22 protein-coding genes are annotated in these 24,949 nt (G+C 73.3%); 13 read left to right on the top strand and 9 right to left on the bottom strand.

What is annotated here, in order from left to right:
* Positions 1-166: 166 nt before the first annotated feature.
* Complete coding sequence (locus ACQEV1_RS22060) at positions 167-3,145, bottom strand: AfsR/SARP family transcriptional regulator (RefSeq protein WP_433395698.1); 2,979 nt, start codon at positions 3,143-3,145, stop codon at positions 167-169.
* 236 nt (positions 3,146-3,381) lie between these two features.
* On the opposite strand from ACQEV1_RS22060, the gene ACQEV1_RS22055 reads away from it, so the two are divergent.
* The 3 genes from ACQEV1_RS22055 to ACQEV1_RS22045 all read left to right on the top strand — a co-directional run bounded on the left by ACQEV1_RS22055 (position 3,382) and on the right by ACQEV1_RS22045 (position 6,840).
* A complete protein-coding gene (locus ACQEV1_RS22055; protein ID WP_285619674.1) occupies positions 3,382-4,209 on the top strand; it encodes a polysaccharide deacetylase family protein in 828 nt (275 codons plus the stop codon).
* Between the two features lie 81 nt (positions 4,210-4,290).
* Positions 4,291-5,727: a GuaB1 family IMP dehydrogenase-related protein gene (locus tag ACQEV1_RS22050; protein ID WP_285567150.1), complete on the top strand. Its 1,437-nt coding sequence runs from the start codon at positions 4,291-4,293 to the stop codon at positions 5,725-5,727.
* Positions 5,728-5,796: 69 nt separating this feature from the next.
* Positions 5,797-6,840: an enolase C-terminal domain-like protein gene (locus ACQEV1_RS22045; RefSeq protein ID WP_433395696.1), complete on the top strand. Its 1,044-nt coding sequence runs from the start codon at positions 5,797-5,799 to the stop codon at positions 6,838-6,840.
* Between the two features lie 18 nt (positions 6,841-6,858).
* Here ACQEV1_RS22045 and ACQEV1_RS22040 read toward each other — a convergent pair whose 3' ends face one another.
* On the bottom strand, positions 6,859-8,181 hold the full coding sequence (locus ACQEV1_RS22040; protein WP_433395694.1) for a nitrate/nitrite transporter: 1,323 nt from the start codon (positions 8,179-8,181) through the stop codon (positions 6,859-6,861).
* Positions 8,182-8,402: 221 nt separating this feature from the next.
* Between ACQEV1_RS22040 and nirB the strand changes: the two genes are divergently transcribed.
* The 5 genes from nirB to ACQEV1_RS22015 all read left to right on the top strand — a co-directional run bounded on the left by nirB (position 8,403) and on the right by ACQEV1_RS22015 (position 14,059).
* Positions 8,403-10,868 carry a nitrite reductase large subunit NirB gene (gene nirB, locus ACQEV1_RS22035; protein ID WP_285619678.1) on the top strand — a complete coding sequence of 822 codons (2,466 nt, stop codon included), beginning with the start codon at positions 8,403-8,405 and terminating at the stop codon, positions 10,866-10,868.
* A gap of 64 nt (positions 10,869-10,932) precedes the next feature.
* On the top strand, positions 10,933-11,289 hold the full coding sequence (nirD, locus tag ACQEV1_RS22030) for a nitrite reductase small subunit NirD (protein ID WP_285619679.1): 357 nt from the start codon (positions 10,933-10,935) through the stop codon (positions 11,287-11,289).
* Positions 11,286-12,446 carry a uroporphyrinogen-III synthase gene (locus tag ACQEV1_RS22025; protein ID WP_433395691.1) on the top strand — a complete coding sequence of 387 codons (1,161 nt, stop codon included), beginning with the start codon at positions 11,286-11,288 and terminating at the stop codon, positions 12,444-12,446. The genes nirD and ACQEV1_RS22025 overlap by 4 nt, the downstream gene beginning before the upstream one ends.
* A 258-nt stretch (positions 12,447-12,704) precedes the next feature.
* Positions 12,705-13,418 carry a sirohydrochlorin chelatase gene (locus ACQEV1_RS22020; protein ID WP_433395689.1) on the top strand — a complete coding sequence of 238 codons (714 nt, stop codon included), beginning with the start codon at positions 12,705-12,707 and terminating at the stop codon, positions 13,416-13,418.
* A 71-nt stretch (positions 13,419-13,489) separates the two neighbouring features.
* The gene (locus tag ACQEV1_RS22015) at positions 13,490-14,059 is read left to right on the top strand and encodes an AAA family ATPase (RefSeq protein WP_285619683.1); all 570 of its coding nucleotides are present in this window, start codon (positions 13,490-13,492) and stop codon (positions 14,057-14,059) included.
* A gap of 15 nt (positions 14,060-14,074) precedes the next feature.
* Here ACQEV1_RS22015 and ACQEV1_RS22010 read toward each other — a convergent pair whose 3' ends face one another.
* Positions 14,075-14,998 carry an esterase/lipase family protein gene (locus ACQEV1_RS22010; protein WP_433395687.1) on the bottom strand — a complete coding sequence of 308 codons (924 nt, stop codon included), beginning with the start codon at positions 14,996-14,998 and terminating at the stop codon, positions 14,075-14,077.
* An 86-nt stretch (positions 14,999-15,084) separates the two neighbouring features.
* On the bottom strand, positions 15,085-16,884 hold the full coding sequence (locus ACQEV1_RS22005) for a hypothetical protein (protein WP_433395685.1): 1,800 nt from the start codon (positions 16,882-16,884) through the stop codon (positions 15,085-15,087).
* Between the two features lie 137 nt (positions 16,885-17,021).
* Between ACQEV1_RS22005 and ACQEV1_RS22000 the strand changes: the two genes are divergently transcribed.
* Positions 17,022-17,756: a hypothetical protein gene (locus ACQEV1_RS22000; RefSeq protein WP_433395684.1), complete on the top strand. Its 735-nt coding sequence runs from the start codon at positions 17,022-17,024 to the stop codon at positions 17,754-17,756.
* A gap of 63 nt (positions 17,757-17,819) precedes the next feature.
* On the opposite strand, the gene ACQEV1_RS21995 is transcribed toward ACQEV1_RS22000, so the two are convergent.
* The 4 genes from ACQEV1_RS21995 to ACQEV1_RS21980 all read right to left on the bottom strand — a co-directional run bounded on the left by ACQEV1_RS21995 (position 17,820) and on the right by ACQEV1_RS21980 (position 21,331).
* Positions 17,820-18,794 carry a helix-turn-helix transcriptional regulator gene (locus ACQEV1_RS21995; RefSeq protein ID WP_285565840.1) on the bottom strand — a complete coding sequence of 325 codons (975 nt, stop codon included), beginning with the start codon at positions 18,792-18,794 and terminating at the stop codon, positions 17,820-17,822.
* A 63-nt stretch (positions 18,795-18,857) separates the two neighbouring features.
* Positions 18,858-19,574 carry a hypothetical protein gene (locus tag ACQEV1_RS21990; RefSeq protein ID WP_433395682.1) on the bottom strand — a complete coding sequence of 239 codons (717 nt, stop codon included), beginning with the start codon at positions 19,572-19,574 and terminating at the stop codon, positions 18,858-18,860.
* A gap of 81 nt (positions 19,575-19,655) precedes the next feature.
* The gene (locus ACQEV1_RS21985; protein ID WP_433395680.1) at positions 19,656-20,396 is read right to left on the bottom strand and encodes an MBL fold metallo-hydrolase; all 741 of its coding nucleotides are present in this window, start codon (positions 20,394-20,396) and stop codon (positions 19,656-19,658) included.
* A gap of 20 nt (positions 20,397-20,416) precedes the next feature.
* Positions 20,417-21,331 carry an NADP-dependent oxidoreductase gene (locus tag ACQEV1_RS21980; protein ID WP_285619696.1) on the bottom strand — a complete coding sequence of 305 codons (915 nt, stop codon included), beginning with the start codon at positions 21,329-21,331 and terminating at the stop codon, positions 20,417-20,419.
* A gap of 180 nt (positions 21,332-21,511) precedes the next feature.
* On the opposite strand from ACQEV1_RS21980, the gene ACQEV1_RS21975 reads away from it, so the two are divergent.
* Together ACQEV1_RS21975 and ACQEV1_RS21970 are read left to right on the top strand one after the other, a co-directional pair.
* The gene (locus ACQEV1_RS21975; RefSeq protein ID WP_433395678.1) at positions 21,512-22,690 is read left to right on the top strand and encodes a serine hydrolase domain-containing protein; all 1,179 of its coding nucleotides are present in this window, start codon (positions 21,512-21,514) and stop codon (positions 22,688-22,690) included.
* A 69-nt stretch (positions 22,691-22,759) separates the two neighbouring features.
* On the top strand, positions 22,760-23,401 hold the full coding sequence (locus ACQEV1_RS21970; RefSeq protein ID WP_285619698.1) for an HD domain-containing protein: 642 nt from the start codon (positions 22,760-22,762) through the stop codon (positions 23,399-23,401).
* Positions 23,402-23,432: 31 nt separating this feature from the next.
* Here ACQEV1_RS21970 and ACQEV1_RS21965 read toward each other — a convergent pair whose 3' ends face one another.
* A complete protein-coding gene (locus ACQEV1_RS21965) occupies positions 23,433-23,999 on the bottom strand; it encodes a TetR/AcrR family transcriptional regulator (protein WP_433395676.1) in 567 nt (188 codons plus the stop codon).
* A gap of 104 nt (positions 24,000-24,103) precedes the next feature.
* On the opposite strand from ACQEV1_RS21965, the gene ACQEV1_RS21960 reads away from it, so the two are divergent.
* The gene (locus tag ACQEV1_RS21960) at positions 24,104-24,529 is read left to right on the top strand and encodes a nuclear transport factor 2 family protein (protein ID WP_433395674.1); all 426 of its coding nucleotides are present in this window, start codon (positions 24,104-24,106) and stop codon (positions 24,527-24,529) included.
* Positions 24,526-24,948 (top strand): nuclear transport factor 2 family protein, encoded by a 423-nt coding sequence (locus ACQEV1_RS21955; protein ID WP_433395672.1) that lies wholly within the window; start codon positions 24,526-24,528, stop codon positions 24,946-24,948. The genes ACQEV1_RS21960 and ACQEV1_RS21955 overlap by 4 nt, the downstream gene beginning before the upstream one ends.
* Position 24,949 lies beyond the last annotated feature (1 nt).

The raw sequence follows: 24,949 nt of genomic DNA, 5'->3' as shown, positions 1-24,949 counted from the left end.
ATTGGCTTGCATGATCATTTCATTACTGACGTCTTCGTCGCGAAAACGGAGCGTTGTTCGTGTTCGTCCGCCAAAGGACCACCGATCTGTCGGTGAGGCGCGGCGTCGGTGCCGAAAGCGGCGCGTTTCGTCGGCCGCCGGCGTGGCAACGTCCGGGCATCATCGGCTAAAGCTCGCGTCCCAATTCGACGAGGATTCCGCGAGCCTCGTCCCGCGCGGCCGCGGCCGCCTCCTCGTTCCCCTTCGCCACGTGCGTCTCGGCCAGGCAGCGCAGGGTCTCGGCCACGTCGAGCGACTCCTGGAGGTCGCGGAAGATCCGCAGAGACTCCCCCAGCTGTGCGGCCGCGGCGTCCGGGTCGCCGTCGGCGAGGAGCATCTCTCCGGTGAGCCGCAGCACGTGTCCCTCACACGTGCGCCAGCCGACATCGCGAAAGGTCGTCATGACCCGGTCCAGGACCGGCCTCGCGTCGTCGTGGCGCTTCTGCCGGACGAGACACTCCCCCATCCGCATCTGCACCACCGCCTCACTCAGCCGGTCACCGATCGCGCGGAACGTCGGCAGCGCCTCCTCCAGCAGCCGCAGCGCCTCGCCGTACCGGCCGAGTTCGAGCTCGACGCCCGCGATGCGGCGCAGCGCGTGCGCCTCGCCCATGCCGTTGCCCGCGCTCCGGTAGAGCCGCAACATCTCCTCGAACCGCGCCCGCGCCGGCTCGGCCCGGCCCTGGTCGAGGTCGCACAGGCCGAGTCCCTCCACGGCGTACGCCTCGGCGCGCCGGTCGCCCAGCTCGCCGAACAGCCGCAGCGCGTCGGCCCACAGCGGCCGGGAACCCTCCGGGTCGCCGTTGATCCGGACCGTCCCGGCCACACCGCACAGCGCGCCGGCCCGGCCGTAGCGCTCGCCGATCCGCTCGCAGAGCGTCGCCGCGCGCTCGAAGTGGCCTCGCGCCTCGCCGAACTCGCTCTGGACGTACAGCATCGCGCCGAGGTTGATCTCCGAGGCCGCCTCGCCGCGCAGGTCACCGGACTCTCGCGCGGCGGCCAGCGCGTGGTCGCAGCAGCGGCGCCACTCGACCAGGTCGCCGCAGAACTCGAAGAACGGGAGGCTGGCGCTGGCGAGCTCCCAGCACGGGCCGGGCATCCCGGCCGCGTGCGCCTGCTCCACCATCGCGGTGATCGCGGACCGTTCGCTCTCGAACCACGCGAGCGGGTCGCGCAGCAGGACGTCGGTGCTCTCCGGGTCGAGCGGCATGCGCGGCGCGTCGCCGGACAGCGGCGCGTAGTAGCAGTTGGGCAGCCGGCGTTCGGCCTCGTCGACCAGCGCCAGCCACGCCCCGGCCACACGGGCCAGCGCGGCCCCGCGCTCGGACGGGGTCTCCTCGGCGACGGCGCGCTCGCGCGCGTACACCCGCAGCAGGTCGTGGAAGCGGTAGCGCGGCTGGTCGGTCGCGTCGCGGCCGGCCACCTCCAGCAGGCGGGCGTCCACCAGCTCCTCGACCAGGTCCTCGCCCTCCTGCATCGGCACGTCGACCAGCGCGGCGGCCGTCCAGGCCGCGAAGTCGGCCACCTCCAGCACACCGAGCAGCCGGAACGCCCGCTGGGCCGCCGCGGACAGGCCCCGGTGGCCCAGCGCGAGGCTGCCGCGCACCTCCAGGTCGGCGTGGACCAGCTCGTCGAGCCGCCGGTGCTCGTCGGCGAGCCGCCGCGCGAGGCGGTCGAGGGTCCAGTGCGGCTTGGCGGCCAGCCGCGCCGCCGCGATCCGCAGGGCCAGCGGCAGCCGGTCGCACAGCGCGGTCACGCGGTCGGCGGCCTCCGGCTCCGCGGCGACGCGCTCGGGGCCGGCCACTCGGGTGAGCAGTTCGGCCGCCTGTACCGGGTCGAAGGCGTCCAGTTCGATGCGCGTGGCGCCGGCCAGCCCGGTCAGGCGCCGCCGCGAGGTGACCAGGACCGCACACAGCGGGCTGCCCGGCAGCAGCGGGCGCACCTGTCGTTCGTCAGCGGCGTTGTCCAGGACGATGAGGGCACGCCGCCCGTCGAGGCGGGCCCGGTACAGGTCCGCGCGCTCGTCCGGGTCGGCGGGGATGGCCGCGCCGTCGACGCCGAGCGCCCGCAGCAGGCGGCCGAGGACGTCGCCGGGGTCGGCCGGCGTGGCCTCGCTGCCGTGCAGCCCGACGTAGAGGCGCCCGTCGGGGAACTCCTGGCGCAGCCGGTGCGCGACGTGCACGGCGAGCGTGGTCTTGCCGACGCCGCCGCGCCCGCTGATCGCGATGATCGGCACGGCGGCGTACGGCTCGGGGCGCCAGGTCAGCGCGGCGGCGATCTCGGCGACCTGCTTCGCGCGGCCGGTGAAGTCGGCGATGTCGGGCGGCAGCGGCGAAGGCCCGGCGGACGGCGCCGGCTCGCCCACCGGCCCGGCCGGGCCGGTGTCGTCGGCGAGGATCGCCTGCTGGATGCGGCGCAGGTCGGGTCCCGGCTCCAGGCCGAGCTCGGCGACCAGTGTCTCGCGTGCCTCCTGGTAGGCGTCGAGCGCCTCCGAACGGCGTCCCGCGCGGTGGAGGGCGCGCATCAGCTGGCCGCGGAAACGCTCGCGCAACGGGTGGGCCGCGACGAGGGAGACGACCTCCGGGATGAGATCACCGGCCCGGCCGACGGCCAGGTCGGCGTCGATGCGCTCCTCGATCGCGGTCAGCCGCCGCTCCTCCAGGCGCGCCGCCTCGGCCGCGAGACTCGGCAGGCCACCGAGGGCGGGCCCGCGCCACAGCGCGAGGGCGGCCCGCAGCTCCTCCGCGGCGCGCGCCGGGTCCATGCCCCGCGCGGCGCCGATGCGGCGCTCGAACTCCAGGAGGTCGACCTGGTCCGTGCGCAGGACGTAACCCGGCGGAACGGTCACGATGACGTCGCGGACCGGCTCGCCGTCGGGGTCGGCGAGCCGCCACGCCCGCCGGAGCGCGGAGACGCACGCCTGGATCTGCGCCGTCGCGGTCGTGGGCGCGCGCTCCCCCCAGACGGCCTCGATCAGGCGGTCCACGCTGCGCACGCGTCCAGGGTCCAGCGCGAGCGCGGCCAGCACGGCACGCGCGCGGGGACCGAGCGGAGCGGAGACGGCGCCGTCCCACAGCTCCACCGGACCCAAGAGCCTGACCTGCATGCATGCCTCTCAGCGAGGGGTTCCGACCGACACGCACGGCACCGGAGGATGCGCCGTGCCAGGGCGCCGGCAAGCTCCATAGCTCAGCTCAGAACGTAAGTGTCGCATGAATAAATCACTCATGGTCAACATGGATGGCAGGAAAGATTCCATATCGCCGTTTCGGCGGCCCGCCACGACACCGACTCGGCACCCGGGAAAGGGACTTTCGGCGGTGCGCGGGGCACACTGTCCGGATGCGATTGCGACACCTGATCGCGGTGCTCCTGCTCTCCGCCTCGGCCTGCTCGGCGGGGCACGAGCACACGGTCGCCCGCCCGCCGCGCGGCCGGGCCCCGGCCCCGCGGCGCACCGGCCCGGCGGTAGCGGCCACGCCCGCGCCGCCGAGCCCCCGGCACATGGTCTTCCACGGGGCGCGCGACTCCGGCATGGTGGCGCTCACGTTCGACGCCGACATGACGCCCGGCATGTGGCGATCGCTCGACGCGGGACGGATCAAGTCCTCCTATGACCGCCGCATCATCGGCACGCTCGACGCCACGCACACCCCGGCGACCATATTCGCCACCGGCATGTGGATCCGGCGTTATCCGGCGGTGACGAAAACGCTCGCGGCCGACCCGCTGCTGGAGTTCGCCAACCATTCCTACGAGCACAGCGCCTTCACGGCCCCGTGTTACGGCCTGCCGGTCCTGCCCGCCCACGACCGTACGGAGGACGTGCGGCACGCCGCGCGGATCCTGCGCGACCACGTTCCGGCGCCCACGCCCTACTTCCGCTTCCCCGGCGGATGTCACGACCAGGGGGCGGTACGGGCGGTGCTCGCCGCCGGGGTGACACCGGTGCAGTGGGACGTCATCAGCGGCGACGCGTTCGGCCACGACCCCCACGCGATCACGCGTACGGTCCTGAAGGAGGCGAAGGGCGGCTCGATCGTGGTCATGCACCTCAACGGTGCGCCCACCGCACCGGAGACCCACGCGGCGCTGCCCGGGATCATCACCGGCCTGCGGGCGCGCGGGCTGCGCCTGGTCAAGGTGTCGGAGCTGCTCAAGGCCCATTGAACCGGGCACCGGCGGGTATCCATCACAATGGAGGGTGGCCTTTCCGGCCATTCGCCCAGATGACGGACGGTGTTGACGAACGTGCGCCTGCTGAACGGTGAGCAACCGGTTCACGACCTGACCTACAACGACGTGTTCATGGTGCCGCGCCGGTCCGACGTCGGCTCCCGGCTCGCGGTCGACCTGTCGACCAGTGACGGCAGCGGCACGACGATCCCCATCGTCGTCGCCAACATGACCGCCGTCTCGGGCCGCCGGATGGCCGAGACGATCGCCCGCCGCGGCGGCCTCGCGGTGATCCCCCAGGACATCCCGGTGGACGTCGTCGCCGACGTCATCGGCTGGGTCAAGACACGTCACCTCATCGTCGACACCGCGATCCGGCTCGGTCCCGGCGGCACGGTCGGCGAGGCGCTCGGCCTGCTGTCCAAGCGCGCGCACGGCGCCGTCATCGTCGTCGAGGACCATCGTCCCGTCGGCGTGGTCACCGAGGCCGACTGCCTGAGCGTCGACCGGTTCACCCAGCTCAGCGAGGTGATGTCCCGCGATCTGCTCACGCTCCCGGACACCGTCGACCCGCAGAAGGCCTTCGAGACGCTGCACGGGCGCGGACACCGGCTCGCGCCCGTGGTCGACGGCGAGGGCCGGCTGACCGGCGTCCTGACGCGTACGGGCGCGCTGCGCGCCACGCTGTACGAGCCGGCGGTGGACGCGGGCGGGCGGCTGCGTGTGGCCGCCGCGATCGGCGTGAACGGCGAGGTGGAGGAGAAGGCCGAGGCGCTGCTGGCGGCCGGCGCGGACGTGCTGGTCATCGACACCGCGCACGGGCACCAGGAGAAGATGCTCGGCGCACTGCGGCGCGTACGCGCGCTCCGCCCGCAGGTGCCCGTCGTCGCCGGCAACGTCGTGACCGCCGACGGCGTGCGCGACCTCGTCGAGGCGGGCGCCGACGTCGTCAAGGTCGGGGTCGGGCCGGGCGCGATGTGCACGACCCGCATGATGACCGGCGTGGGCAGGCCGCAGTTCTCCGCGGTCCTCGAGTGCGCGGCGGAGGCCCGCCGGCTGGGCCGCCACATCTGGGCGGACGGCGGCGTACGCCACCCGCGCGACGTGGCCCTGGCCCTCGCGGCCGGCGCGGCGAACGTCATGATCGGCTCGTGGTTCGCCGGGACCCTGGAGTCTCCGGGCGATCTGCAGCGCGCCACCGACGGGCGGCTGTACAAGGAGAGCTTCGGGATGGCCTCGGCGCGTGCGGTGCGCCTGCGCACGGCCGACGACTCGCCGTTCGAACGCGCCCGCAAGGCGCTGTTCGAGGAGGGGATCTCCACCTCGCGGATGTACGTCGATCCGCAGTCGCCCGGCGTCGAGGACCTGCTCGACACGATCATCGCGGGGCTGCGGAGCGCCTGCACGTACGCGGGCGCGCGGACGCTGGAGGAGTTCCACGAGCGGGCGCTGGTCGGGGTGCAGAGCTCCTCGGGCTACGCGGAGGGCGAGCCGCTGCACGTCAGCTGGTGACGGGCCACCGCCCGGAGCATGTCCGGGATGGGTGGATCATAGAAGGGACGTCGAGGCGAGGACGGTGACATGCCCCGTATCCAGGGGTTCGAGGCTTACCGCATGGCGATGCCGCGCGGCCGGCGCCCGGAGAGCATTCTCGTCCGGGTGACGGACGACGACGGCCTCGCGGGCTGGGGCGAGGTGGCCGCCTCCGACGTCTGCTGGGCCGACATCGAGGAGCGCGTCGGCCCCGCCCTGCTCGGCCTCGACTGGGAGCTGCCCGAGGAGGTCGGCGGCGTCGGCGGGCTCGGCGGGAGCGCGGCGGCCTCGGCGACCGACATCGCCTGCTGGGACCTGTGGTGCCGCCGCCAGGGCAGCCCGCTGTCCTATTCCCTCGGCGGCACCCGCACCTCGGTGATGGCGGGCGCCCGGCTCGGCGCCGAGCCCACGCTCGACGTGCTGCTCACCCGCGTCAACCGCCTCGTCGGCGCCGGCTACACGCGGGTCACCCTCGCGGTGCACCCCGGCTGGGACGTCGAGCCCGTCCGCACCGTACGCCGGGCGTTCCCCGCGCTCGCCCTCCAGGCCGACGCCGGAGAGGCGTACACCGAGGCGAAGGCCCACCTCGACGCGCTGGACGCCCTGGACGCGTACGGCCTCGTGGCGATCGAGCGGCCGTTCGCCGGCGACGACCTGCCCGCGTACGCACGGCTGCAGCGGCGGATCGCCACGGCGGTGTGCCTCGATCCGGCCGACCTGGACACCGTCGACAGCGCCCTCGCCATGGGCGCCGGCCGCATGCTGGGCCTGCGCATCGCCCGGCTGGGCGGCCTGACCGCGGCCCGCGGCGCCCACGACCGCGCCCTCGCGGCCGGCTGGGAGGCGTGGTGCGGCGGCGCGGACGGGTTCGGCGTCGGCCAGGCGGCGGCGGTCGCGGTGGCCAGCCTGCCGGGGTGCGACCTGCCGAGCGACGTGACCGAGACCCCGACCGCCACGGCGGTGGTGTCCCCGCCGGTGAGCGTGAACGGCGGCGTCGTCGCCGTCCCCCTCACCCAGCCGGGCCTCGGCCACGACATCGACGAGGCGATGGTCGCCCGCCTCGCGCGCCAGAGCCTGCGCATCCCGGCGTGATCCCGCCCGGGCCGCGCCTCAGACTCCGGCGAGCCGGGCGGAGCGCCGCAGGTACACGATCCAGGTCACGACGGCGCAGAGCACGTAGAAACCGATGAAGGCGACGTAGGCGCCGGTGCCGGACCCGTACGCGAGGAACGACTGCCGGAAGGCCAGGTTCACCAGGACGCCGCCGAACGCGCCGATGGCGCCGGCGAGGCCGATCAGCGCGCTGGACAGGCGCCGGGCCTCCGTCTCCTCCGCGCACTTCGCGCGGAAGATCGCCGGGATCATCTTGTACGTCGAGCCGTTGCCGACGCCGCTGAGCACGAACAGCAGCACGAACCCCACGATGAACAACGGCAGCGACCGTTGCGCCGAGGCGAGCAGGACGACGGCGGCGCCCAGCGCCATGGCGGTGAAGTTCCAGAACGTCACCCGCGCGCCGCCGAGCCGGTCCGCCAGCCGGCCGCCCACCGGGCGGACGAGGGAACCGAGCAGCGGGCCGAGGAACGTCAGGTACGCGGCCTTGACCGGGGTGGTGAAGTCGGCGGCGAACTGCACCTGGAGCACCTGGCCGAAGGCGAACCCGAAGCCGATGAACGACCCGAACGTGCCGATGTAGAGCAGCGAGACGATCCAGGTGTGCGCGTCCCGCGAGACGTCGCGCATGGCCCGCCCGTCGTTGCGCAGCCCGGGCAGGTTGTCCATCCACAGCGCCGCGCCGAGGGCGGCCAGGACGATGAGCGGAATGTAGATGCCCGCCACCAGTCGCGGGTGGCCGGCGCCCGCCGTGGCCAGGACGGCCAGACCCACGAGCTGTACCACGGCCACCCCGAGGTTGCCGCCGCCGGCGTTGACGCCGAGCGCCCAGCCCTTGAGCCGCTGGGGAAAGAAGGCGTTGATGTTCGCCATCGAGGAGGCGAAGTTGCCGCCGCCGACGCCCGCGACGGCGGCGATGATCAGCAGGGTGCCGTACGACACACCGGGCCGGATGACGACGGCGGCGGCCACGGCGGGCACCAGCAGCAGACTGGCGCTGATCACCGTCCAGTTGCGGCCGCCGAACCGGGCCACCGCGAAGGTGTACGGCAGGCGCAGCGCCGCGCCGATCGCCGTGGGGACCGTGGTGAGGACGAACTTGCCCGCCGGGTCGATGTGGTACGCCGGGCCGAGGAACAGCACGAGGACCGACCACAGGCTCCAGACCGAGAAGCCGATGTGCTCGCTGAAGATGGACAGGACGAGGTTGCGCCGGGCGACTCTCGCCCCGGTCGCCGTCCAGAACGTCGCGTCCTCGGGACGCCAGTCCGTGATCCGGCCTGGCGCGGTCGCCGGCGCACGTCGCTCGACGGTGGTCATGGGAGCCTCCTGCGGGTCCGTAGGGCCGTCCCGGACGGTAGGAACCCGACGTTTCCCGTGGATGTGGCGCAGGAGTCGGCGGTGCTACGTTCCGTGCACGCCGCGCGGCGCGGTGCCGTGAGGTCGCGCACCGGCCCGCCAGACCCCGGGTGAAGCGCTTGTGACCTCACGGTAATACAGCGGACTCGATGGTGAAACGCTCCGAACTCAGGATCGGCACCATGCCGCCGACTCCTACGAAGACCGGTCACCTTGTCGTCATCGGCCATGGTCCGGCCGCGCACCGCCTGATCGAGGCGGTCCGCGAGCGGGACACCGAGGATTACTGGCAGATCACCGTCGTGGGCGAGGAACCGCGTCCGGCCTACGACCGGGTCGCGCTGACCTCCTACCTTACCGACGGCGCCGACCTGGGGTACCCCGCCCACGACGACGCCGTGCGCGTCCGTACGGGAGAGCGGGTCACCGCGATCGACCGTGCCGGCCGCACGGTCACGACGGACGCCGGAGAGACGCTGGGGTACGACACCCTGGTGCTCGCCACGGGATCGGTGCCGTTCGTCCCGCCCGTGCCCGGGGCCGGCACCGCCTTCGTGTACCGCACCATCGACGACCTGGACGCCCTGCGGGCGCGGGCCGCGGGCCGCGCGAGCGGCGTCGTCGTCGGCGGCGGGCTCCTGGGCCTGGAGGCGGCCCGCGCTTTGCAGGGACTCGGCCTGGAGACGCACATCGTGGAGATGGCGCCCTGGCTGATGGCCCGCCAGCTCGACGAGGGCGGCGGGGCGATGCTGCGGCGCCACATCGAGGCGCTCGGCCTGCGCGTGCACACGGGCGTCATGCTGGACCGCGTCGAGGCGGACGCCGTCCGTCTCGCCGGCGACACGGTCCTGCCGGCCGACGTCGTCGTCTTCTCCGCCGGCATCCGCCCCCGCGACGAGCTGGCCCGCGCAGCCGGGCTGGAGGTCGGCGAGCGCGGCGGCGTCGTGGTGGACGACGCCTGCCGCACCGGCGACCCGCGGATCTACGCGATCGGCGAGTGCGCGCTCGTCGGCGGGCAGGTGTACGGGCTGGTCGGCCCTTGCCTGTCGATGGCCGAGGTGGTGGCGGACGCGCTGTTCGGCGGGGCGGCCCGGTTCGCGGGCGCCGACACCTCGACGCAGCTCAAGCTCATGGGCGTCGACGTCGCGAGCTTCGGCGACCCCTCGGCCGACGCGCTGAACGTCAGCTACACCGACCCGGTCGCCGGGACGTACAAGCGGCTCGTCGTCAGCGACGACGCGGGGACGCTGCTCGGCGGCGTGCTCGTCGGGGACGCGTCGGCCTATCCCACGCTGCGCGCCTGCGTCGGCGCGAGCCTGCCCGCGGCGCCCGACCGGCTCCTGTTCGGCGGCACCGAGGCCGTGGCCGGCGCGATGACCGAAGAGACGATGGTGTGCAGCTGCAACGGCGTCAGCGCCGGCACCATCCGGTCCGCGATCGCCGACGGAGGCCTCACCGACCTGCCCACGGTGAAGGCGTGCACCCGCGCGGGCACCGGCTGCGGCAGCTGCGTCCCGCTGGTGAAACGGATCCTCGACGAGGAGCTCACCTCCGCGGGCATCCCGGTGAGCCGGGCGCTGTGCGAGCACTTCGACCACACCCGCGCGGAGCTGTTCGACATCGTCCGGGTGCGGGGCATCACGACGTTCAGCGGGCTCATCGCCGAATGCGGCCGGGGCCGCGGGTGCGACATCTGCAAGCCGGTGGTCGCCTCCATCCTGGCCAGCCTCGGCACCGGGCACATCCTCGACGGCGAACGGGCCGGCCTGCAGGACACCAACGACCAGTTCCTGGCGAACATGCAGAAGAACGGCACCTACTCGGTGGTGCCACGCGTGCCCGGCGGGGAGATCACGCCGGAGAAGCTGATCGTCATCGGCGAGGTGGCGCGCGACTTCGGCCTCTACACCAAGATCACCGGGGGCCAGCGGATCGACATGTTCGGGGCCCGCGTCGAACAGCTCCCCCAGATCTGGAAGCGGCTGACCGAGGCCGGATTCGAGTCCGGGCACGCGTACGGCAAGGCGCTGCGCACGGTCAAGTCCTGTGTGGGCTCCACCTGGTGCCGCTACGGCGTGCAGGACTCGGTCGGGCTGGCGATCCGGTTGGAGCTGCGCTACCGGGGCCTGCGCGCCCCGCACAAGATCAAGTCGGCGGTGTCCGGATGCGCGCGGGAGTGCGCGGAGGCGCAGAGCAAGGACTTCGGCGTCATCGCCACCGAGAAGGGCTGGAACCTCTACGTCGCCGGGAACGGCGGGATGCGACCGCGGCACGCCGACCTGTTCGCCACCGATCTGGACACCGACACCCTGATCCGCTACATCGACCGGTTCCTGATGTTCTACATCCGCACCGCGGACCGGCTCCAGCGCACCGCGTCGTGGCTGGAGAGCCTCGACGGCGGCATCGAGTACCTGCGGGACGTCATCGTCGCGGACCGGCTCGGCATCTGCGACTCGCTCGACGCCGCGATGGCCCGGCACGTGGAGGACTACACCGACGAATGGCGGGCGACGCTGGAGGACCCCGAGCGGCTGCGCCGCTTCGTGTCCTTCGTCAACGCGCCCGGCACACCCGACCCGAGCATCGTCTTCGAGCCCGAACGCGACCAGATCAAACCCGTCATCCCGGAGGTGGTGTCCCGATGACCTCGCGAAGCGAGGGAGTCACAGGCGTGCCCCGGTGGTCACACTTTCCGACGCAGGAGGACTCATGACTCAGGTACTCGACCTCGCGCCTGTGTCCGTGCGCTGGCAGGACGTCTGCGACTACGACGACCTGCCGCCGGAGGACGGCGTGTGCGCGCTCGTCGGCGGAGAGCAGGTGGCGCTCTTCCGCACCCACGACGGACGGGTGCACGCGCTGTCGAACCTCGACCCGTTCAGCGGCGCGTACGTGCTCGCGCGCGGCATCGTGGGCTCCCGCGGCGGCGTGCCGACCGTCGCCTCCCCGATGTACAAGCAGGTCTTCGACCTGACGACGGGCCGCTGCCTGGACGACCCGGCGGTCCGGGTGCCGGTGTACCGCGTGCGCGTCAGCGGCACGCGGGTGGAGGTGGCCCGGACGTGAACGCCGAGCCCCTGGCCGGCTTCACGGTGGGCGTGACGGCGGCGCGCCGGCACGAGGAGCTCTCGGCGCTGCTGGAGCGGCGAGGCGCCCGGGTGGTCTACGCCCCCGCGATCCGGCTGGTGTCGCTGTCCGACGACGCCCTGCTCCTGTCCGCGACGCGGCAGATGCTGGCGAGCCCGGTCGACGACGTCGTCGTCACCACCGGCATCGGATTCCGTACGTGGCTGGAGACGGCCGACGGCTGGGGGCTGCGCGACGACCTGATCAAGAGACTGAACGACGCCCGGATCCTCGCCCGCGGCCCCAAGGCGCGCGGCGCGGTCCGCGCGGCCGGGATGGCCGAGGCGTGGTCGCCGGAGTCGGAGAGCTGTGAGGAGGTCCTGCGCCACCTGCTGCGGGAGGACCTCACCGGCCGCCGGATCGCGGTGCAGCTCTACGGCGAGCCCTGCCCGGACCTCACCGACGGGCTGCGGCGTGCCGGCGCCACGGTGCTGGAGGTCCCGGTGTACCAGTGGGCGCCGGCGGAGGATCCCGAACCGCTCCGGCGCCTCGTCGAGCAGGCGGTGGCGGGCACGCTGGACGCGATCACCTTCACGAGCGCGCCCGCGGTCGCAGCGACGCTGGCCGTTGCCGACGAGCGCGGCAGCGGCGAACCGCTGCTCGACGCGCTGCGCACACGGGTGGTCGCCGCCTGCGTCGGCGCGGTGACCGCCGCGCCGCTGGAGCGCCGGCGCGTGCCCACCGTACGGCCCGACCGCGCGCGGATCGGCGCGCTCGTCCGTGCCCTCGCCGCCGACCTGCCGGTACGGCGCTCGGACCGGATCGTGGTGCGCGGCCACACGCTCGAACTGCGCGGGCACGCCGTGCTCGTCGACGGGCGGCTGCGGCCGGTGACGCGGGCGCCGATGGCGGTGCTGCGGGCGCTGGCGGAGCGGCCCGGGCACGTCGTCTCCCGCACGGACCTGTGCGGTGTGCTGCCGAGCGGCACCGGGCCGGGCGGGCCGTGGCAGGCGCGCCTCCAGCCCGACGAGCACGCGGTCGAGATGGCGGTGGCGCGGCTGCGGCGCGTCCTCGGACGGCCGGGCCTGATCGAGACGGTGGTCAAGCGCGGCTACCGGCTCGCCTGCGAACCCGCCGCGGAGAGCGCCGGCCCGTGAGCGAGCGAACCGGCAAGCACGCGCCCCGGTCACCCCACCGACGAAGGAGGGCCCCGCGAGCGAGCGAAGCGAGTGAACCGGCAAACACGCGCCCCGGTCACCCCACCGACGAAGGAGGGCCCCGCGAGCGAGCGAAGCGAGTGAACCAGCAAGCACGCGCCCCGGTCACCCCACCGACGAAGGAGGGCCCCGTGAGCGAGCGAAGCGAGTGAACCAACGAACACGCGCCCCGGTCACCCCACCGACGAAAGAGGATTCGTGAGCGCGGCTCCGGTACTCCTGGCCGTGGGCCACGGCACACGCGACCCGGCGGGAGTCGCCACGATCCGCGCCCTGCTGGACCGGGTGCGCGCGCGGCGGCCGTGGCTGCACGTGGCGGAGTGCTTCGCCGAGATCTGCGCGCCCTCCCTCGAGGACGCCGTGGCGGGCCTGACCGGGCCCGCGGTGGCCGTGCCGCTGATGCTGGGCCGCGGCTACCACTCCCTGGTGGACGTCCCCGGACGCGCCGGCCCAGGCGCCGTGGTCACCCGGCCGCTCGGCCCCCACGCGCTGCTGGCCCGCGCGCTCGTCGACCGGCTGCGGGCGACGCCGCCGGCGGACGCCGTGGTGCTCGGCGCCGCCGGCACGTCCGATCCGTCCGGGATGGCCGACGTGCGCGCCGCGGCGCGGATGCTCGGCCGGTATCTGGGGCGTCCGGTGGCGCACGGGTTCGCCGCGTCGGCGGAGCCGTCGCTCCCGGAGGTCGTCGGCACCCTGCGAAGGCGCGGCGCCCGGCGGGTCGTCGTCGCCTCGTACCTGCTCGCGCCCGGGTTCTTCCACCGGCGAATCCTCGACTGCGGCGCGAACGCGGTCAGCCCGCCGATCGGCGTCCACGACGCGCTCGCGGCCCTGATTCTCCGCCGTTACGACGAGGCGGCGGCCGCATACGGCCGGGCCGGAGAAGCGCCACAGAAGGCGATTTCCCGCGCATAATGCTTCCGCACGCCGAAGGTTTCGGAGCGTCGGGCACCTGACCTGGCACTCAGCGGGAGATGATGCGACGCATGGAACCCCTTCCGAGTGCGGTGTGGATCGTGGCCGGGCCACCGGGCAGCGGGAAGTCGACAGTGGCCGACCTGCTCCTGAGCCGGCTGCGGCCCGTGCCCGCGCTGATCGACAAGGACACGCTCTACGGCTCCTTCGTCTCGGCGATGCTGCGCGCGAACGGCCGCCCGGAGGGCGAGCGCGAGGGTCCCTGGTACGACGAGCACATCAAGGTCCATGAGTACGCCGGGATGACCGCCACCGCCCGCGAGATCCGCTCGCACGGATGCCCGGTGCTGCTCAGCGGCCCGTTCACCGGGCAGATCCACGACCCTCGGCGGTGGCGCGCGTGGACCGAGGAGCTGGGCGGCTCGCCGGTGCACCTGGTCTGGATACGCGCGGACCGCGAGACGCTGCGCGAGCGGCTCAAGAGCCGTGGCCTGGAGCGCGACCAGCGCAAGCTGGAGCGCTTCGAGGAGTTCGCCGCCGCGATCCGCGCCGGTGAGCCGCCGCCGGTCCCCCACATCGCGCTGGACAACCGCGCGACGGCCCGGCCGCTCGCCGACCAGCTCGACGAACTGCTCTGGTGAATCCGCGACCTGAGGTCAGAACTCCGGGCCGTAGCCGGTGCAGTCGGCCTGGAAGTGCGGGGTGGCGGGGCCGAGGGCGTTGAGCACGTTCTGGATGGCGGGGCCGTCGAGGGAGAGCCCGACGTGGCCGACGGCATCGCCGGGGCACTGGTCCTGCAGCAGGATGTCGGTGACGTCGGCGCCATTGAGGAAGGAGTTGGTGTACGGCGTGACCGTGCCGTCACGGGAGCTGGCGATCACCACGTAGCGCGGGCCGGGCACGGTGTCGCCCTCGGCGAACAGCGCCGTCTGGAAGGGCGAGCCCTCCTCCTGTTCGGACTCGGCGGGCGCGCCGATCAGCGTGTAGGCGCCGTTGACCAGTCCCAGCACGTGGAACGTACGGCCGAGGTCGACGAGCCCGCCGAGCGTCGTGCCGTGGTTCGTGGGCGCCAGGCCGATCATGGTGTGCACCTTGGCCGCGCCGCCCAGCCGTTTGATGTAGTAGTTGGGCATCATCCCGCCCTGTGAGTGGCCGACCACGTCCACCCTGGCGGCGCCGGTGGCGGCCAGCACCCGGTCGACGAAGGCGCTCATGGTCGCGGCCGACCGCGAGATCTCCCCCAGGCCGTACAGGTGGCCGAACAGCGAGGAGTAGGTCTCGCCGTAGTTGAAGGCGTACACGCAGAATCCGGCGTCGGCCAGGGTCGGGGCGAGCGCGACCCAGGCCGAGCCGAGGTTGGACGTGGTGCCGTGGACCAGCACGACCGGGTACGGATGCGCGCGGGAGGGCCGGCACGACCAGTCGTTGGCGCCCGCGACGGCATCCGGGCTGACGAAGAAGTTCGCCACGGCCGTCTTCAGGTCACCGACCGGATAACGCCTCGCCGCCTGCGCCGGTGCCGCGGTGAGCGCCAGCGCCGCGAGCCCGGCGACGAGCCCACGCGAGATGGTCCTGATCATGCGGCATGCTCCCTTCGCGCCGGTCACACGCTACGGACCCCAACGTCGAAAAGACAAGAGCGTTCTTTTGATCGGGCGGCGACGCGTCAACTTCGGAACAGCTCCCGCAGGTTGACCACGAGAAGCACGGCGGCGACCACGACCATCGGGCCGAGCAGCACGTACCGGCCCCCGTACACGACCGCGAAGCTCAGTCCCACCACGACGGCCACCGCCCCGGCCAGCATCAGCAGACCCGTCGCGAGGGCGAGCATCCGGCGGCGGGCCCAGGCCTCCATCGTCAGGAAGAGGAAGACCACCCCGGCGAGAAGGATCGACACGGGCTCGTGCGGCACGACGAAGACGCCGACGACGGCGAGGATGAACAGGGGTGTGCTCAGCGCGGCCCAGACGTTGAGGAAGCGGGTGCGCGAGCCACGCGTCGGCGTGTACGGCACGTTCGGCTCGCGCAGGTGCTCCTGTGGTCTCCCGACGGCCGGCGGCCGTGCGAGTGTCGCGTCGTGCGCGGCGCGCTCCTCCGCCAGGTCCGTACGCGTGCGGACCAGCGCGCGGAGGGCGTTCTCGGCCTTGACCACCTCCGCCGACCGCTGCCGCGCGAGGCCACGGGCGTTCTCGTGACGGCCGAGGGAGACCGCGGCCGCGCGCAGCCGCCGGAGTTCCTCGCGGTCGTGCTCGATCGTGGCGTCGGCGTCCGCGATCTCCTTGTCCAGGATCGCGATCCGGTCGCGCAGCGCCCGGACGTCGTCCTCGGGCTCGGGCGGCACCTTCTGCAGCCCGGCCCAGCCGAGCGGGTCCGCCCAGAGAGTGCGCACCCGGCCGTCGCGGTCATAGCGCGGGCCCGCCGGGGCGCGCTCGCCGCCGACCCAGTCACGCGTGTCGCGGCCCCACAGCCCGTGGAAGCCGCTCACCCACGGCGTCTCGTCGGAGATGACGACCGGATGCCAGCCGCGGGCACGGGAGGGGCCGACCTCCTCCCCGTCGCCCAGGGCGTAGTCGATGAAGGGGATGCCGACGCCGGAGTGCCGGCGCCCCTCCCGCGTCCACGGGAAGGCGAAGGCCGTGACCCGCCGCGTGCCGCGGAGGATCGGGCGCAGCCGCGCGGGGTTGACGGTGACCAGGTACCGGCCGCGGACGAACGCGCCCGAGTGCGAGCCCGCGCCGACGTAGATCACCGGATGCTCGCCGGCCAGCCGCAGGTCGGGGTCGTCCCAGCGGCGGCGCAGATCGTCGCCCGACTCGTCGTGCGCGGACACCGCCACCCACGCCGGCCGCGGCCCGGCGGGGGACTCGGCGAGGTAGATCGTGACGGCCTCCCAGTCCGCCTCGTGGTCGTTGACCCCGCTGAAGGTCGTACGCCAGTCGTTCATCGCGTACAGGAAGTAGTACTGGAGGGCCACGTAGCCGCCCTCGCGCACGACCCGGCCGTAATAGGTGCAGCGGGCCGGGTTCATGCGGCGCTCGTACAGGTCCGCGGCGGCCGCGGCGACGCCGCCGGGCACCGAGCCGCGCAGGAACAGCGACGCGCGGAGCAGCACGTCGAAGACCCGGCCGAACAGGCCGACCGCGGCGAGCCGCCCGGACTTGGCGATGGGCGGCTTGGCGCGCGTGTACCGGCGGACCTCCTTGCGGTGGAACGGCTCCTGGACGAGCAGGAGCGACAGCTGCGACTCCGGATACCGCTCGGCCGTCGCGACCAGCACCTCGGCGGTCAGCTCACCCGCCGGGACGAGCTGTTCCTCCCCCCGCCAGAGGCCGCAGCAGGCCAGGTAGTCCTCCACGGCGACCGGGAAGAAGCGCTCACCGTCGGTGTAGGACAGGACCGGTTCGTACCTGCGCAGCAGCTCGAGGTCGGACTCGTACGGAACGGTTTCTTCCGGCTCAGCCACCGAATCCCCTAGTAACGACCATTCGGCTGTTATACCGGACGGCCATTACCGGTGATGTCTCTGTATCGGGGTGCATGAACGGTTTTTCACCGGGTACCCCGTAGGCGCTTCAGCCGTCCAGGGAGTTGATCGCCAAAATGTCCGCAACGCTACGAGTCCCCCGCACCCGCGGCGCCCTCAGCGGGTTGCTGCTGGTGTTGCTCGGCCTGTGGGGGGCGCTCATGCCTCTCATCGGGCCGTACTTCCACTTCGCCTTCGCCCCCGACAAGGCCTGGCACCTCACGTCCGGCCGGGTGTGGCTGCAGGTCGTGCCCGGTGCCGCCGTCTTCCTCGGCGGCCTGATCGCGCTGGCCAGCGCCAACCGCGCCTTCGCGGCATTCGGCGCCTGGCTCGCCGCGGTCGGCGGCGCGTGGTTCGCCGTCGGCGTTCCGCTCAGCGGCCTGTGGGCCGACCAGGGCCGTACGACCCTCGGCCCGGCGCTCGGCGGCACGACGCGCCAGGTCGCCGAGCAGGTCACGCTGCTGTACGGCCTCGGTGTGGTCTCCGTCTTCCTCGCCGCCGTCGCCCTCGGCCGCCTCGCGGTGGTCGGCGTACGGGACGCCGCGCTGGCCGAGCAGGCCGACCGGCCGTCGCCGGTGACCGAGGAGCGGCCGGTGGGCGAGGCCTCCCCCGGCCCGCGTCCGCCGCTGGGGCATCGTCCGTCGCGACCGGAGGACGCCACCGTCCCGCCGCCGCGCGGACCGCTGCCCGAGCGGGTCCCGGGCACGGCGCCTCAGCCGACCGCGCCGCAGACCATGGGCCCGACCGACGTGAAGGTGGCCGGCCGGACCGACGCGGCTCGCGGAGCCGAACGGCCGGGCCCCGGCGCCTGACCCCCGTTTCCACGGCCCCCGTCCGCTTCCCCCAGGCGGACGGGGGCCGTGGGACGTCCGGGCTCAGCCGCCGTACAGGTCCAGCAGGGTCCGCGCGGAGGCGATCACGCACTCGCGCAGCTCGGCGGGTTCCAGCACCTCCACCTCGCCGCCGAACCGCAGCAGCTCCGCGTGGGCGTGCCGGACGGACTCGATGGGGATCACGGTGCGCACCCAGCCCGCCTCGTCGGGCTCGCCGGCGTTCTCCCGCGCCGCCTGGATCACCGCCGGGGTGAGCAGGTGCAGGAGACGGCGCATCCCCTCGGGCGAGAAGCGGACGACGGCCTCGCCGGAGAACATCTCACGCTGGAAGCGGTCGAGATAGGCACGCCAGAACGCGGCGAGGTCGAAGTCGGCGGGGCGTTCGAAGACCTCGTCGAGCGTCTCCAGCTCCCGCACCCGGTCGACGCGGTACGTACGGTCGCCTCCGTCGGACCGGGCGATGAGGTACCAGTTGCCCGCCTTGAGGACCAGCCCGAGCGGCTCGATCGTACGGGTGATCGGCGTCGGGGCCTTCCAGCGCCGGTAGAGCATCCGGACGCGGTGCTGGTTCCACACGGCGTCCGCGACGGCGGCCAGGTACGGCGTCGGCTCCCCGCCGTGGAACCAGCCGGGCACGTCCAGGTGGAAACGCTCGCGTACGCGGCCGGCGCGTTCGGCCAGGCCCTTGGGCAGCGCCGCCATGAGCTTCAGCTCGGCGGCGGCGAGGACGGTGCCCAGGCCCAGCTCGGCGGCGGGCCCCGGCATGCCGGCGAAGAACAGCGACTCGGCCTCCGCCGCGGTCAGCCCGGTGAGGCGGGTGCGGTAGCCGTCGAGCAGCTGGTAACCGCCGGCCGGCCCCCGGTCGGCGTAGACCGGCACGCCCGCGGCGGACAGCGACTCGACGTCCCGGTAGATCGTCCGCAGCGAGACCTCCAGCTCGTCGGCGAGCTGCTGCGCGGTCATCCGCCCACGCGCCTGCAGAAGCAGGAGAAGGGACACCAGCCGGCTCGCGCGCATGCGCCCCAGTCTGCCCGCATCGGCCCGGGGGCGCGGACCCGGCCGGGTCCCCCGGCCTGACGGTCAGTGAGCCGACTCCGACCACGGTCCGAGCGGATTCGGGCCGAACGTCATCCCGAGCATGAGCGGGTGAATGCCCCACTCGAGGAACGCCGAGAGGGCCAGGGCCCCACCGAGGGTCAACGCCTTGTGGCTCGCCGGCGCCGTGACCTGCTGACGCTCCGCCCCCGGCGCGACCGCGTGGTCGCTCCAGAACTGTGCGCCGGCCGGAACCGGTGTCGCGCGCACGGCGGACAGCCATGCGCCGCCGGGGTCCCGCAGCAGCTCGATCACCACGACCGGCGTGAATGGCCCCGCCCAGCTCCCCAGGTGGATCGCCAGCCACTCGCCGCGGGTGGCGGCGGCGAAGGCCACGTCCCCGAGCCATTCCGCCGCGGTGACGTCGCCCCGCATGGACTCGGCTTTCGCCTCATCCGTCCCGACCGGTGAGAGTTGGACGAGCTGGGACACGGGCGTGTCCCCCGGGCCCGGCTCACGGTCACGCAGCACCAGCAGACCGGTCTCCCGGTCGAGGAGGCCGACTTCGCGGTAACGGCCGGTCTCGTCGTCCACCCGTAGCATCGCGCCCGTCCCCAGCATGCTGGGCGGAGCGCCGGACAGCCGCCAGAAGCTGACGTCATCCTCGTCCCACAGCGCGATGTGGCCGCCCACCGGCGGTCCGACGAGGACACTGGTGAGCGGCATGCCGGTTAACGGGGAACCGAGTTGATCATGATCCATGCGGTCAACCTACCGAGTCCGGGCTCGGTACTCCGTGAAATGACCTCTACCCGGCGGATTCGGTGGACCCGCCTCCCGCGGTCACGGGGTGGCGAGGCCGCGGGCGTGCTCGGCGGCCGCGGCGGCGGGGCCGTCGTGGGCCGGGCCGTGGCCGGGCAGCAGGACGTCCGCCTCCAGCCGTCCCAGCGCCCGCAGGCTCGCCAGCGCCTCCTCACGGTCGTGGTGGAAGTAGTCCGGCAGCAGCTGCGGGCCTTGTGCGCGTGAGGTGGGGTGGCCGGTCACGAGCGCGTCGCCGGTGATCAGGACGCCGGCCTCCGGCAGGTGGTAGGCGCAGTGGCCCGCCGTGTGGCCGGGCGTGTGCACCGGCACCGGGCGGCCGGGCACGTCCAGCGGGGCCGGGAACGCCTCCGGCGCCGCGACGCGTACGTCCGTCAGGCCGCCCGAGCGGACCGCGCGCACCGCCCACGGCAGCACGCCCGGACGCCAGGCGTTCCGCGCGATCTGACCGGCGGAGACCTGGTGGAGGAACTCCCGGCGGGCGTGCGGGACCTCCTCCTCGTGCATCAGCACGGGCACGCCGTACGTCGCGCGGAGGTGCTCCGCGGAGCCGAGGTGGTCGGAGTGGGCGTGGGTGATGAGGATGGCCGCGAGGTCCTCGGGGCGACGCCCCACCGCCGCCAGGGAGGCGATGACCCGCTCGCGGTCGCCGGGATAGCCGGTGTCCACGAGCGTGACCGCGTCACCCTCGGTGAGGATGACCCAGTTGGTGTCGCTTCCGCGGGCGAGATGCACGCCTTCGCGGATCTCGGTGACGTCGTCCATGGGCCATGATTATCGCGGGCTCAGATCACGATGACGGTCTTGCCCCGCGCCCGCCCGGCGCGGCTGCGCGCCAGGGCATCGGGTGCCTGGGAGAGTGTCACCGTGTCGCCGATGACCACCCTGACGTGCCCGGCGTCGATCTCGCGGGCGAGGCGTTCGAGGAGATCGGCGCTTGACGCGTTGCTGAAGTTGGCCGCCTCGACCCCCGGCAGACCCTCGTCCGGCACGGCGAAGACCGGGCTGAGGATCGTGCCGCCGGGACGGATCGCCGGCAGCAGCGCGCGCAGCCGCTCGGTGTCGCTCGCCAGGTCGATGATGGCGTCCACCGGTGCTTCGACCTGGTCGGCGATCGGGCCCGCGGTGTGGTCGACCACCTCGGTGGCGCCCAGGGCGTGCATCAGGTCGGCCTTGTCCGGCCCCGCGGTGGCGACGACGGCGATGCCGCGGGCGGCCGCCAGCTGCGTCGCGAAGGTGCCGACGCCTCCGGTGGCGCCGACCACCAGCAGCCGTCCGGCGCCGGCTTCGGCCACGCGGTCGACGAGGTTGAGGGCGGTCATGCCCGCGGTGGGCACGGCGGCGGCCTCGCTCAGCGCGACCGTACGCGGGGCCGCGGCGATCGCGTCCTGTCGCGCGACGGCCAGCTCGGCGTACGATCCGCGCCCCTCCTTCGCGTTGCTGAACTGGCCGAAGACCGCGTCGCCCGGCTGGAAGCCGGTGACGTCGGCGCCGACCCGCTCGACGGTGCCGGCGCCGTCGGTGCCGATGGTGAGCGGGAACCGCACGCTCGGGATGGCGCCGTCGACGACCTTCCAGTCGAACGGGTTCAGCCCGGCGGCGGTCAGCCGCACCAGCACCTCGCCGGGGCCGGGCTCGGGCACCGGCTGGTCGGTCACCTCGGGTTCGGCTCCGAAGCCGGTCACGGTGACAGCGCGCATGCATCCCCCCGAATCGTCAACGCGGACGGTCCCTACCCCTGGCCGTCGAGGCCCATCCCCCGGGGCCGGACCATGATCCCACTTTCCGCGTCTGCGGGTAGCCTGCCGGACGTGGCGGTGGAGGATTCTTGGCCCGATCGGACGGTGCGGGGAACAGGTGGCGGGGGAACCATGGTGAATATGCGTGTCGGTCGATCCGCTGTCGCGGTGTGCGCGGTCCTCACCGCGGGCGTGGCCTGCAGTGGTTCCGGCGGCGGGGGCGGCACGGCCACCCCGCCCGCCGCCCGGCGGGCGCACCCCCCGGACCCGCTGGCGACCTCCCCCGCGCCCCCGGGTGACAAGACGGGGGCGGCGATGACGTCCTACCTGCAGGGTCTGGTGGCCGACAAGAAGTTCACCGGCGCGGCGATCGTGGTCCGCCACGGGCAGGTGCTGACGCGTTTCGCCGCCGGGAAGGCCGACGCGGCCAAGAACGTCCCGAACCGCCCGGACACGATCTTCCGTCTCGCCTCGGTGAGCAAGCAGTTCACCGCGATGCTGGTGCTCAAGCAGCGCGATCAGGGACGCCTGCGGCTGAGCGACAAGATCTGCCCGTACCTCGTGCCCACATACGTCAAGTCGTGTCCGAAGGCCTGGGGCGCCATCACGATCAAGGAGATCCTCGACCACACGTCCGGGATCCCGGATATCTCTGAGATGCCGGACTTCTTCCCCAAGTTGTCGAAGCCCACGAACACCCAGGAGATCATCCAGCGGTTCGTGAACAAGCCGCTCGACTTCAAGCCCGGCACGAACTGGAAGTACAGCAACTCCGGCTACATCCTCGCGGGCGCGATCGTCGAGAAGGTCGCCAAGAAGCCGTTCGGCACCGTCCTGCACGACGACATCGCCGGTCCGCTCGGGCTCGGCCGCACCGGCTACACCAACGGTTACCCGCCCTCCCCGTACGCCAAGGGCTACCTCAAGCCCGGCACGCCGGCGCCGCCGATCAACGGCTCCCAGGCGAACGCCGCGGGCGGGGTGTACTCCACCGTGGACGACCTCAGCCGCTGGGACCGGGCGTTCGGCACCGCCAAGGTCGCGCCCGCCTCGACGGTCAAGGAGGCGCTGAGCCCGCAGGCGCCCTGCCCGTCCGGAGGCTGCCTCGACTCCCCCTCCAGCGCGTACGGCTTCGGCTGGCTCATCGACAAGCTGAAGGGCCACCGCTACGTCTACCACCCGGGCCTGCTGCAGGGGTATCACACGAGCAACGGCTACCTGCCCGACGACGACATCGCGGTCGTCGTGCTCAGCAACGTCCAGACCACCGACGTCAACGGGATCAACCGCCACCTCGCCACGATGGCCCTGAGCGGCTGACCGCGCCCCGTGGACGGGCGCGCCGGCCGTCCGGGGGCGGCGACGCCTCGTGCACGGGGAAGGAGACCGATGTCCGCGACCGTCCTCGCCGGGGTCGAGGTGCCCGGCTCGCCGCTGGCCCGCGACCTGACCGCGCTGCTACGGGACTCCGCGACCGACCTGATCTACCACCACTCCCGCCGGGTGTTCTTCTGGGGTTCGCTGCGCGGACGCCGGCGCGGCCTGACGTACGACCCGGAGCTGCTCTACGCCGGAGCGGTCTGCCACGACCTCGGGCTGACCGGCCGGTTCGCCGAGTCCCGGCAGCGCTTCGAGCTCGACGGCGCCGACGAGGCACGCCGCGTCCTGCTCGACCACGGTGTGCCGCCGGAGCGCGCCGACCTGGTGTGGCAGGGCATCGCGCTGCACACCACGCCGGAGATCCCCTGGCGCATGGCACCCGAGGTCGCCCTCGTCACGGCCGGCGTCGAACTGGACGTGCTCGGCCTCGGCTACGACGAGATCACCGAGGACGAGCGGGCCGAGGTGACGGCGGCGCACCCGCGACCCGACTTCAAACGAGAGATCCTCAAGGCCTTCACCGAGGGAATGGCGCACCGCCCGGACAGCACGTTCGGCACCGTGAACGCCGACGTCCTGGCCCACTGCCTGCCGGGCTTCACCCGCGGCGACTTCGTCGAGACCATCCTGAACTCCAAGTGGCCCGCGTGACCCGCTGAGGCCGGCTCGTCGCCCGGCGGACTCAGGTCCGGTGGCTCCCGCGAAGGCCGTCGAAGACGACGTTCAGGGCACGGTCGCGGACCTCACCCTGGGCGCGCTCGGCGGCCCGTGAGACGCCGACCAGCAGCGCCATCACCTCCGGCAGCCCCACGTCGCCGCGGACCGCCCCGGCGTCCTGGGCGCGGGACAGCAGCGCGGCGAGGGCCTGTTTCAGGCCCTGGCCGGTCTCGGGCACATCCACGCCCGCCTCCGTCAACGCGGCCGAGAGGGCGTTCTTGGTCGCGGCGTGGCCGACCACGCGGGTGAAGAAGGTGAAGAAGGCCGCGCCCGGGTCGTCGGCGGAGGCCAGCGCCTCGGCCTCTTCCGCCAGTTTGCGCAGGCCGGACACGTACACCGCCTCGAGCAGCGCCTCCTTGGTCGGGAAGTGCCGGAAGACCGTTCCAATCCCCACGCCCGCGGCGCGCGCGACCTCCTCGGTGGACGCGGTCGTACCCCGTGCGTCGAACACCGCCTCGGCCGCCTCGAGGACCTTGAGCCGGTTGCGCATCGCGTCGGCGCGCAGCGGCCGGCCGGCCCGCGACTGGGTCACCGCGACTCTTTCATTGACAAGTGGAGTCTCCGCTCCGTATGTTCCTGATTAATCGGAGCCATCACTCCGATTCTACGTTCTCTTCGTGCTTCAAGGAGTTTCCCATGTCCGAAACCACTCCACGTGCGGTGTTCGAACGCCTCAGCCGCGGCATTTCCGAGGGGCGCTGGCACGACCTCGCCGACCTGTACGCCGAGGACGCCGTGGTCGAGCAGCCCTTCGTGTCCGCCGCGCCCGGCCGGATCGAGGGCCGCGAGACCATCCGCGCGCACTTCGCCGGTGCCGCCGCCATGGGGCTGAGCCTCGTCGCGCGGAACACGGTGATCCACGAGACGGCCGACCCCGAGGTGGTCGTGGCGGAGTTCGACTACGAGATCACCGGCCGCGAGGGCACCACGACCGCCGCGAACATCCAGGTGCTCCGCGTCCGCGACGGCCTGATCACCGCCACCCGCGACTACCACGACCACCTGGCGATCGCCCGCATGACCGGCGGGCTGCCCGCCCTGCTCGCGGCGGCCGGCGCGTGACACCCCGGGAGGTCTTCGAGCGCGTCATCGACGGGGTGACGCACGGCCGGTGGGACGAACTGCCCGCGCTGTACGCCGAGGACGCCTTCGTGATCCATCCCTTCGCCCCCGCGGGCGAGCCGCTGACCGGACGCGAGGCGCTCCGACGGCACTTCGCGGCGGGCGCCGGCCTGGGCGTCACGATGACCGCGCGCGACGTCGTCGTGCACGAGACGGGCGACCCGGAGGTGGTCATCGGCGAGTTCGCGTACGAGGGAACGGTCACCGCGACCGGCCGGCGGTTCACCGTGCCGAACGTCTTCGTGCTCCGCGTACGCGACGGGCTGATCGTCGAGTCCCGCGACTACGCCGACCACGTGGCCTTCGCCGCCGCCACCGGACGGCTCGGCGCGCTGGTCGCCGAGGACCGGTGGCCGTGAG

It is taken from the genome of Actinoallomurus sp. CA-142502 (assembly GCF_050936355.1).
GTDB lineage: Bacteria > Actinomycetota > Actinomycetes > Streptosporangiales > Streptosporangiaceae > Actinoallomurus > Actinoallomurus iriomotensis.
Note: the sequence above shows the minus strand (reverse complement) of the source record. Positions and strands in the feature narration are given on the sequence as shown.

What these genes read in the sequence shown, in the direction of transcription:
- ACQEV1_RS22060 (WP_433395698.1), bottom strand. Translation starts at nt 3,145, where the DNA reads ATGCAGGTCAGGCTCTTGGGTCCGGTGGAGCTGTGGGACGGCGCCGTC.
- ACQEV1_RS22055 (WP_285619674.1), top strand. Translation starts at nt 3,382, where the DNA reads ATGCGATTGCGACACCTGATCGCGGTGCTCCTGCTCTCCGCCTCGGCC.
- ACQEV1_RS22045 (WP_433395696.1), top strand. Translation starts at nt 5,797, where the DNA reads ATGCCCCGTATCCAGGGGTTCGAGGCTTACCGCATGGCGATGCCGCGC.
- ACQEV1_RS22040 (WP_433395694.1), bottom strand. Translation starts at nt 8,181, where the DNA reads ATGACCACCGTCGAGCGACGTGCGCCGGCGACCGCGCCAGGCCGGATC.
- nirB (WP_285619678.1), top strand. Translation starts at nt 8,403, where the DNA reads ATGCCGCCGACTCCTACGAAGACCGGTCACCTTGTCGTCATCGGCCAT.
- nirD (WP_285619679.1), top strand. Translation starts at nt 10,933, where the DNA reads ATGACTCAGGTACTCGACCTCGCGCCTGTGTCCGTGCGCTGGCAGGAC.
- ACQEV1_RS22015 (WP_285619683.1), top strand. Translation starts at nt 13,490, where the DNA reads ATGGAACCCCTTCCGAGTGCGGTGTGGATCGTGGCCGGGCCACCGGGC.
- ACQEV1_RS22010 (WP_433395687.1), bottom strand. Translation starts at nt 14,998, where the DNA reads ATGATCAGGACCATCTCGCGTGGGCTCGTCGCCGGGCTCGCGGCGCTG.
- ACQEV1_RS22000 (WP_433395684.1), top strand. Translation starts at nt 17,022, where the DNA reads ATGTCCGCAACGCTACGAGTCCCCCGCACCCGCGGCGCCCTCAGCGGG.
- ACQEV1_RS21995 (WP_285565840.1), bottom strand. Translation starts at nt 18,794, where the DNA reads ATGCGCGCGAGCCGGCTGGTGTCCCTTCTCCTGCTTCTGCAGGCGCGT.
- ACQEV1_RS21990 (WP_433395682.1), bottom strand. Translation starts at nt 19,574, where the DNA reads ATGGATCATGATCAACTCGGTTCCCCGTTAACCGGCATGCCGCTCACC.
- ACQEV1_RS21985 (WP_433395680.1), bottom strand. Translation starts at nt 20,396, where the DNA reads ATGGACGACGTCACCGAGATCCGCGAAGGCGTGCATCTCGCCCGCGGA.
- ACQEV1_RS21980 (WP_285619696.1), bottom strand. Translation starts at nt 21,331, where the DNA reads ATGCGCGCTGTCACCGTGACCGGCTTCGGAGCCGAACCCGAGGTGACC.
- ACQEV1_RS21975 (WP_433395678.1), top strand. Translation starts at nt 21,512, where the DNA reads ATGCGTGTCGGTCGATCCGCTGTCGCGGTGTGCGCGGTCCTCACCGCG.
- ACQEV1_RS21970 (WP_285619698.1), top strand. Translation starts at nt 22,760, where the DNA reads ATGTCCGCGACCGTCCTCGCCGGGGTCGAGGTGCCCGGCTCGCCGCTG.
- ACQEV1_RS21960 (WP_433395674.1), top strand. Translation starts at nt 24,104, where the DNA reads ATGTCCGAAACCACTCCACGTGCGGTGTTCGAACGCCTCAGCCGCGGC.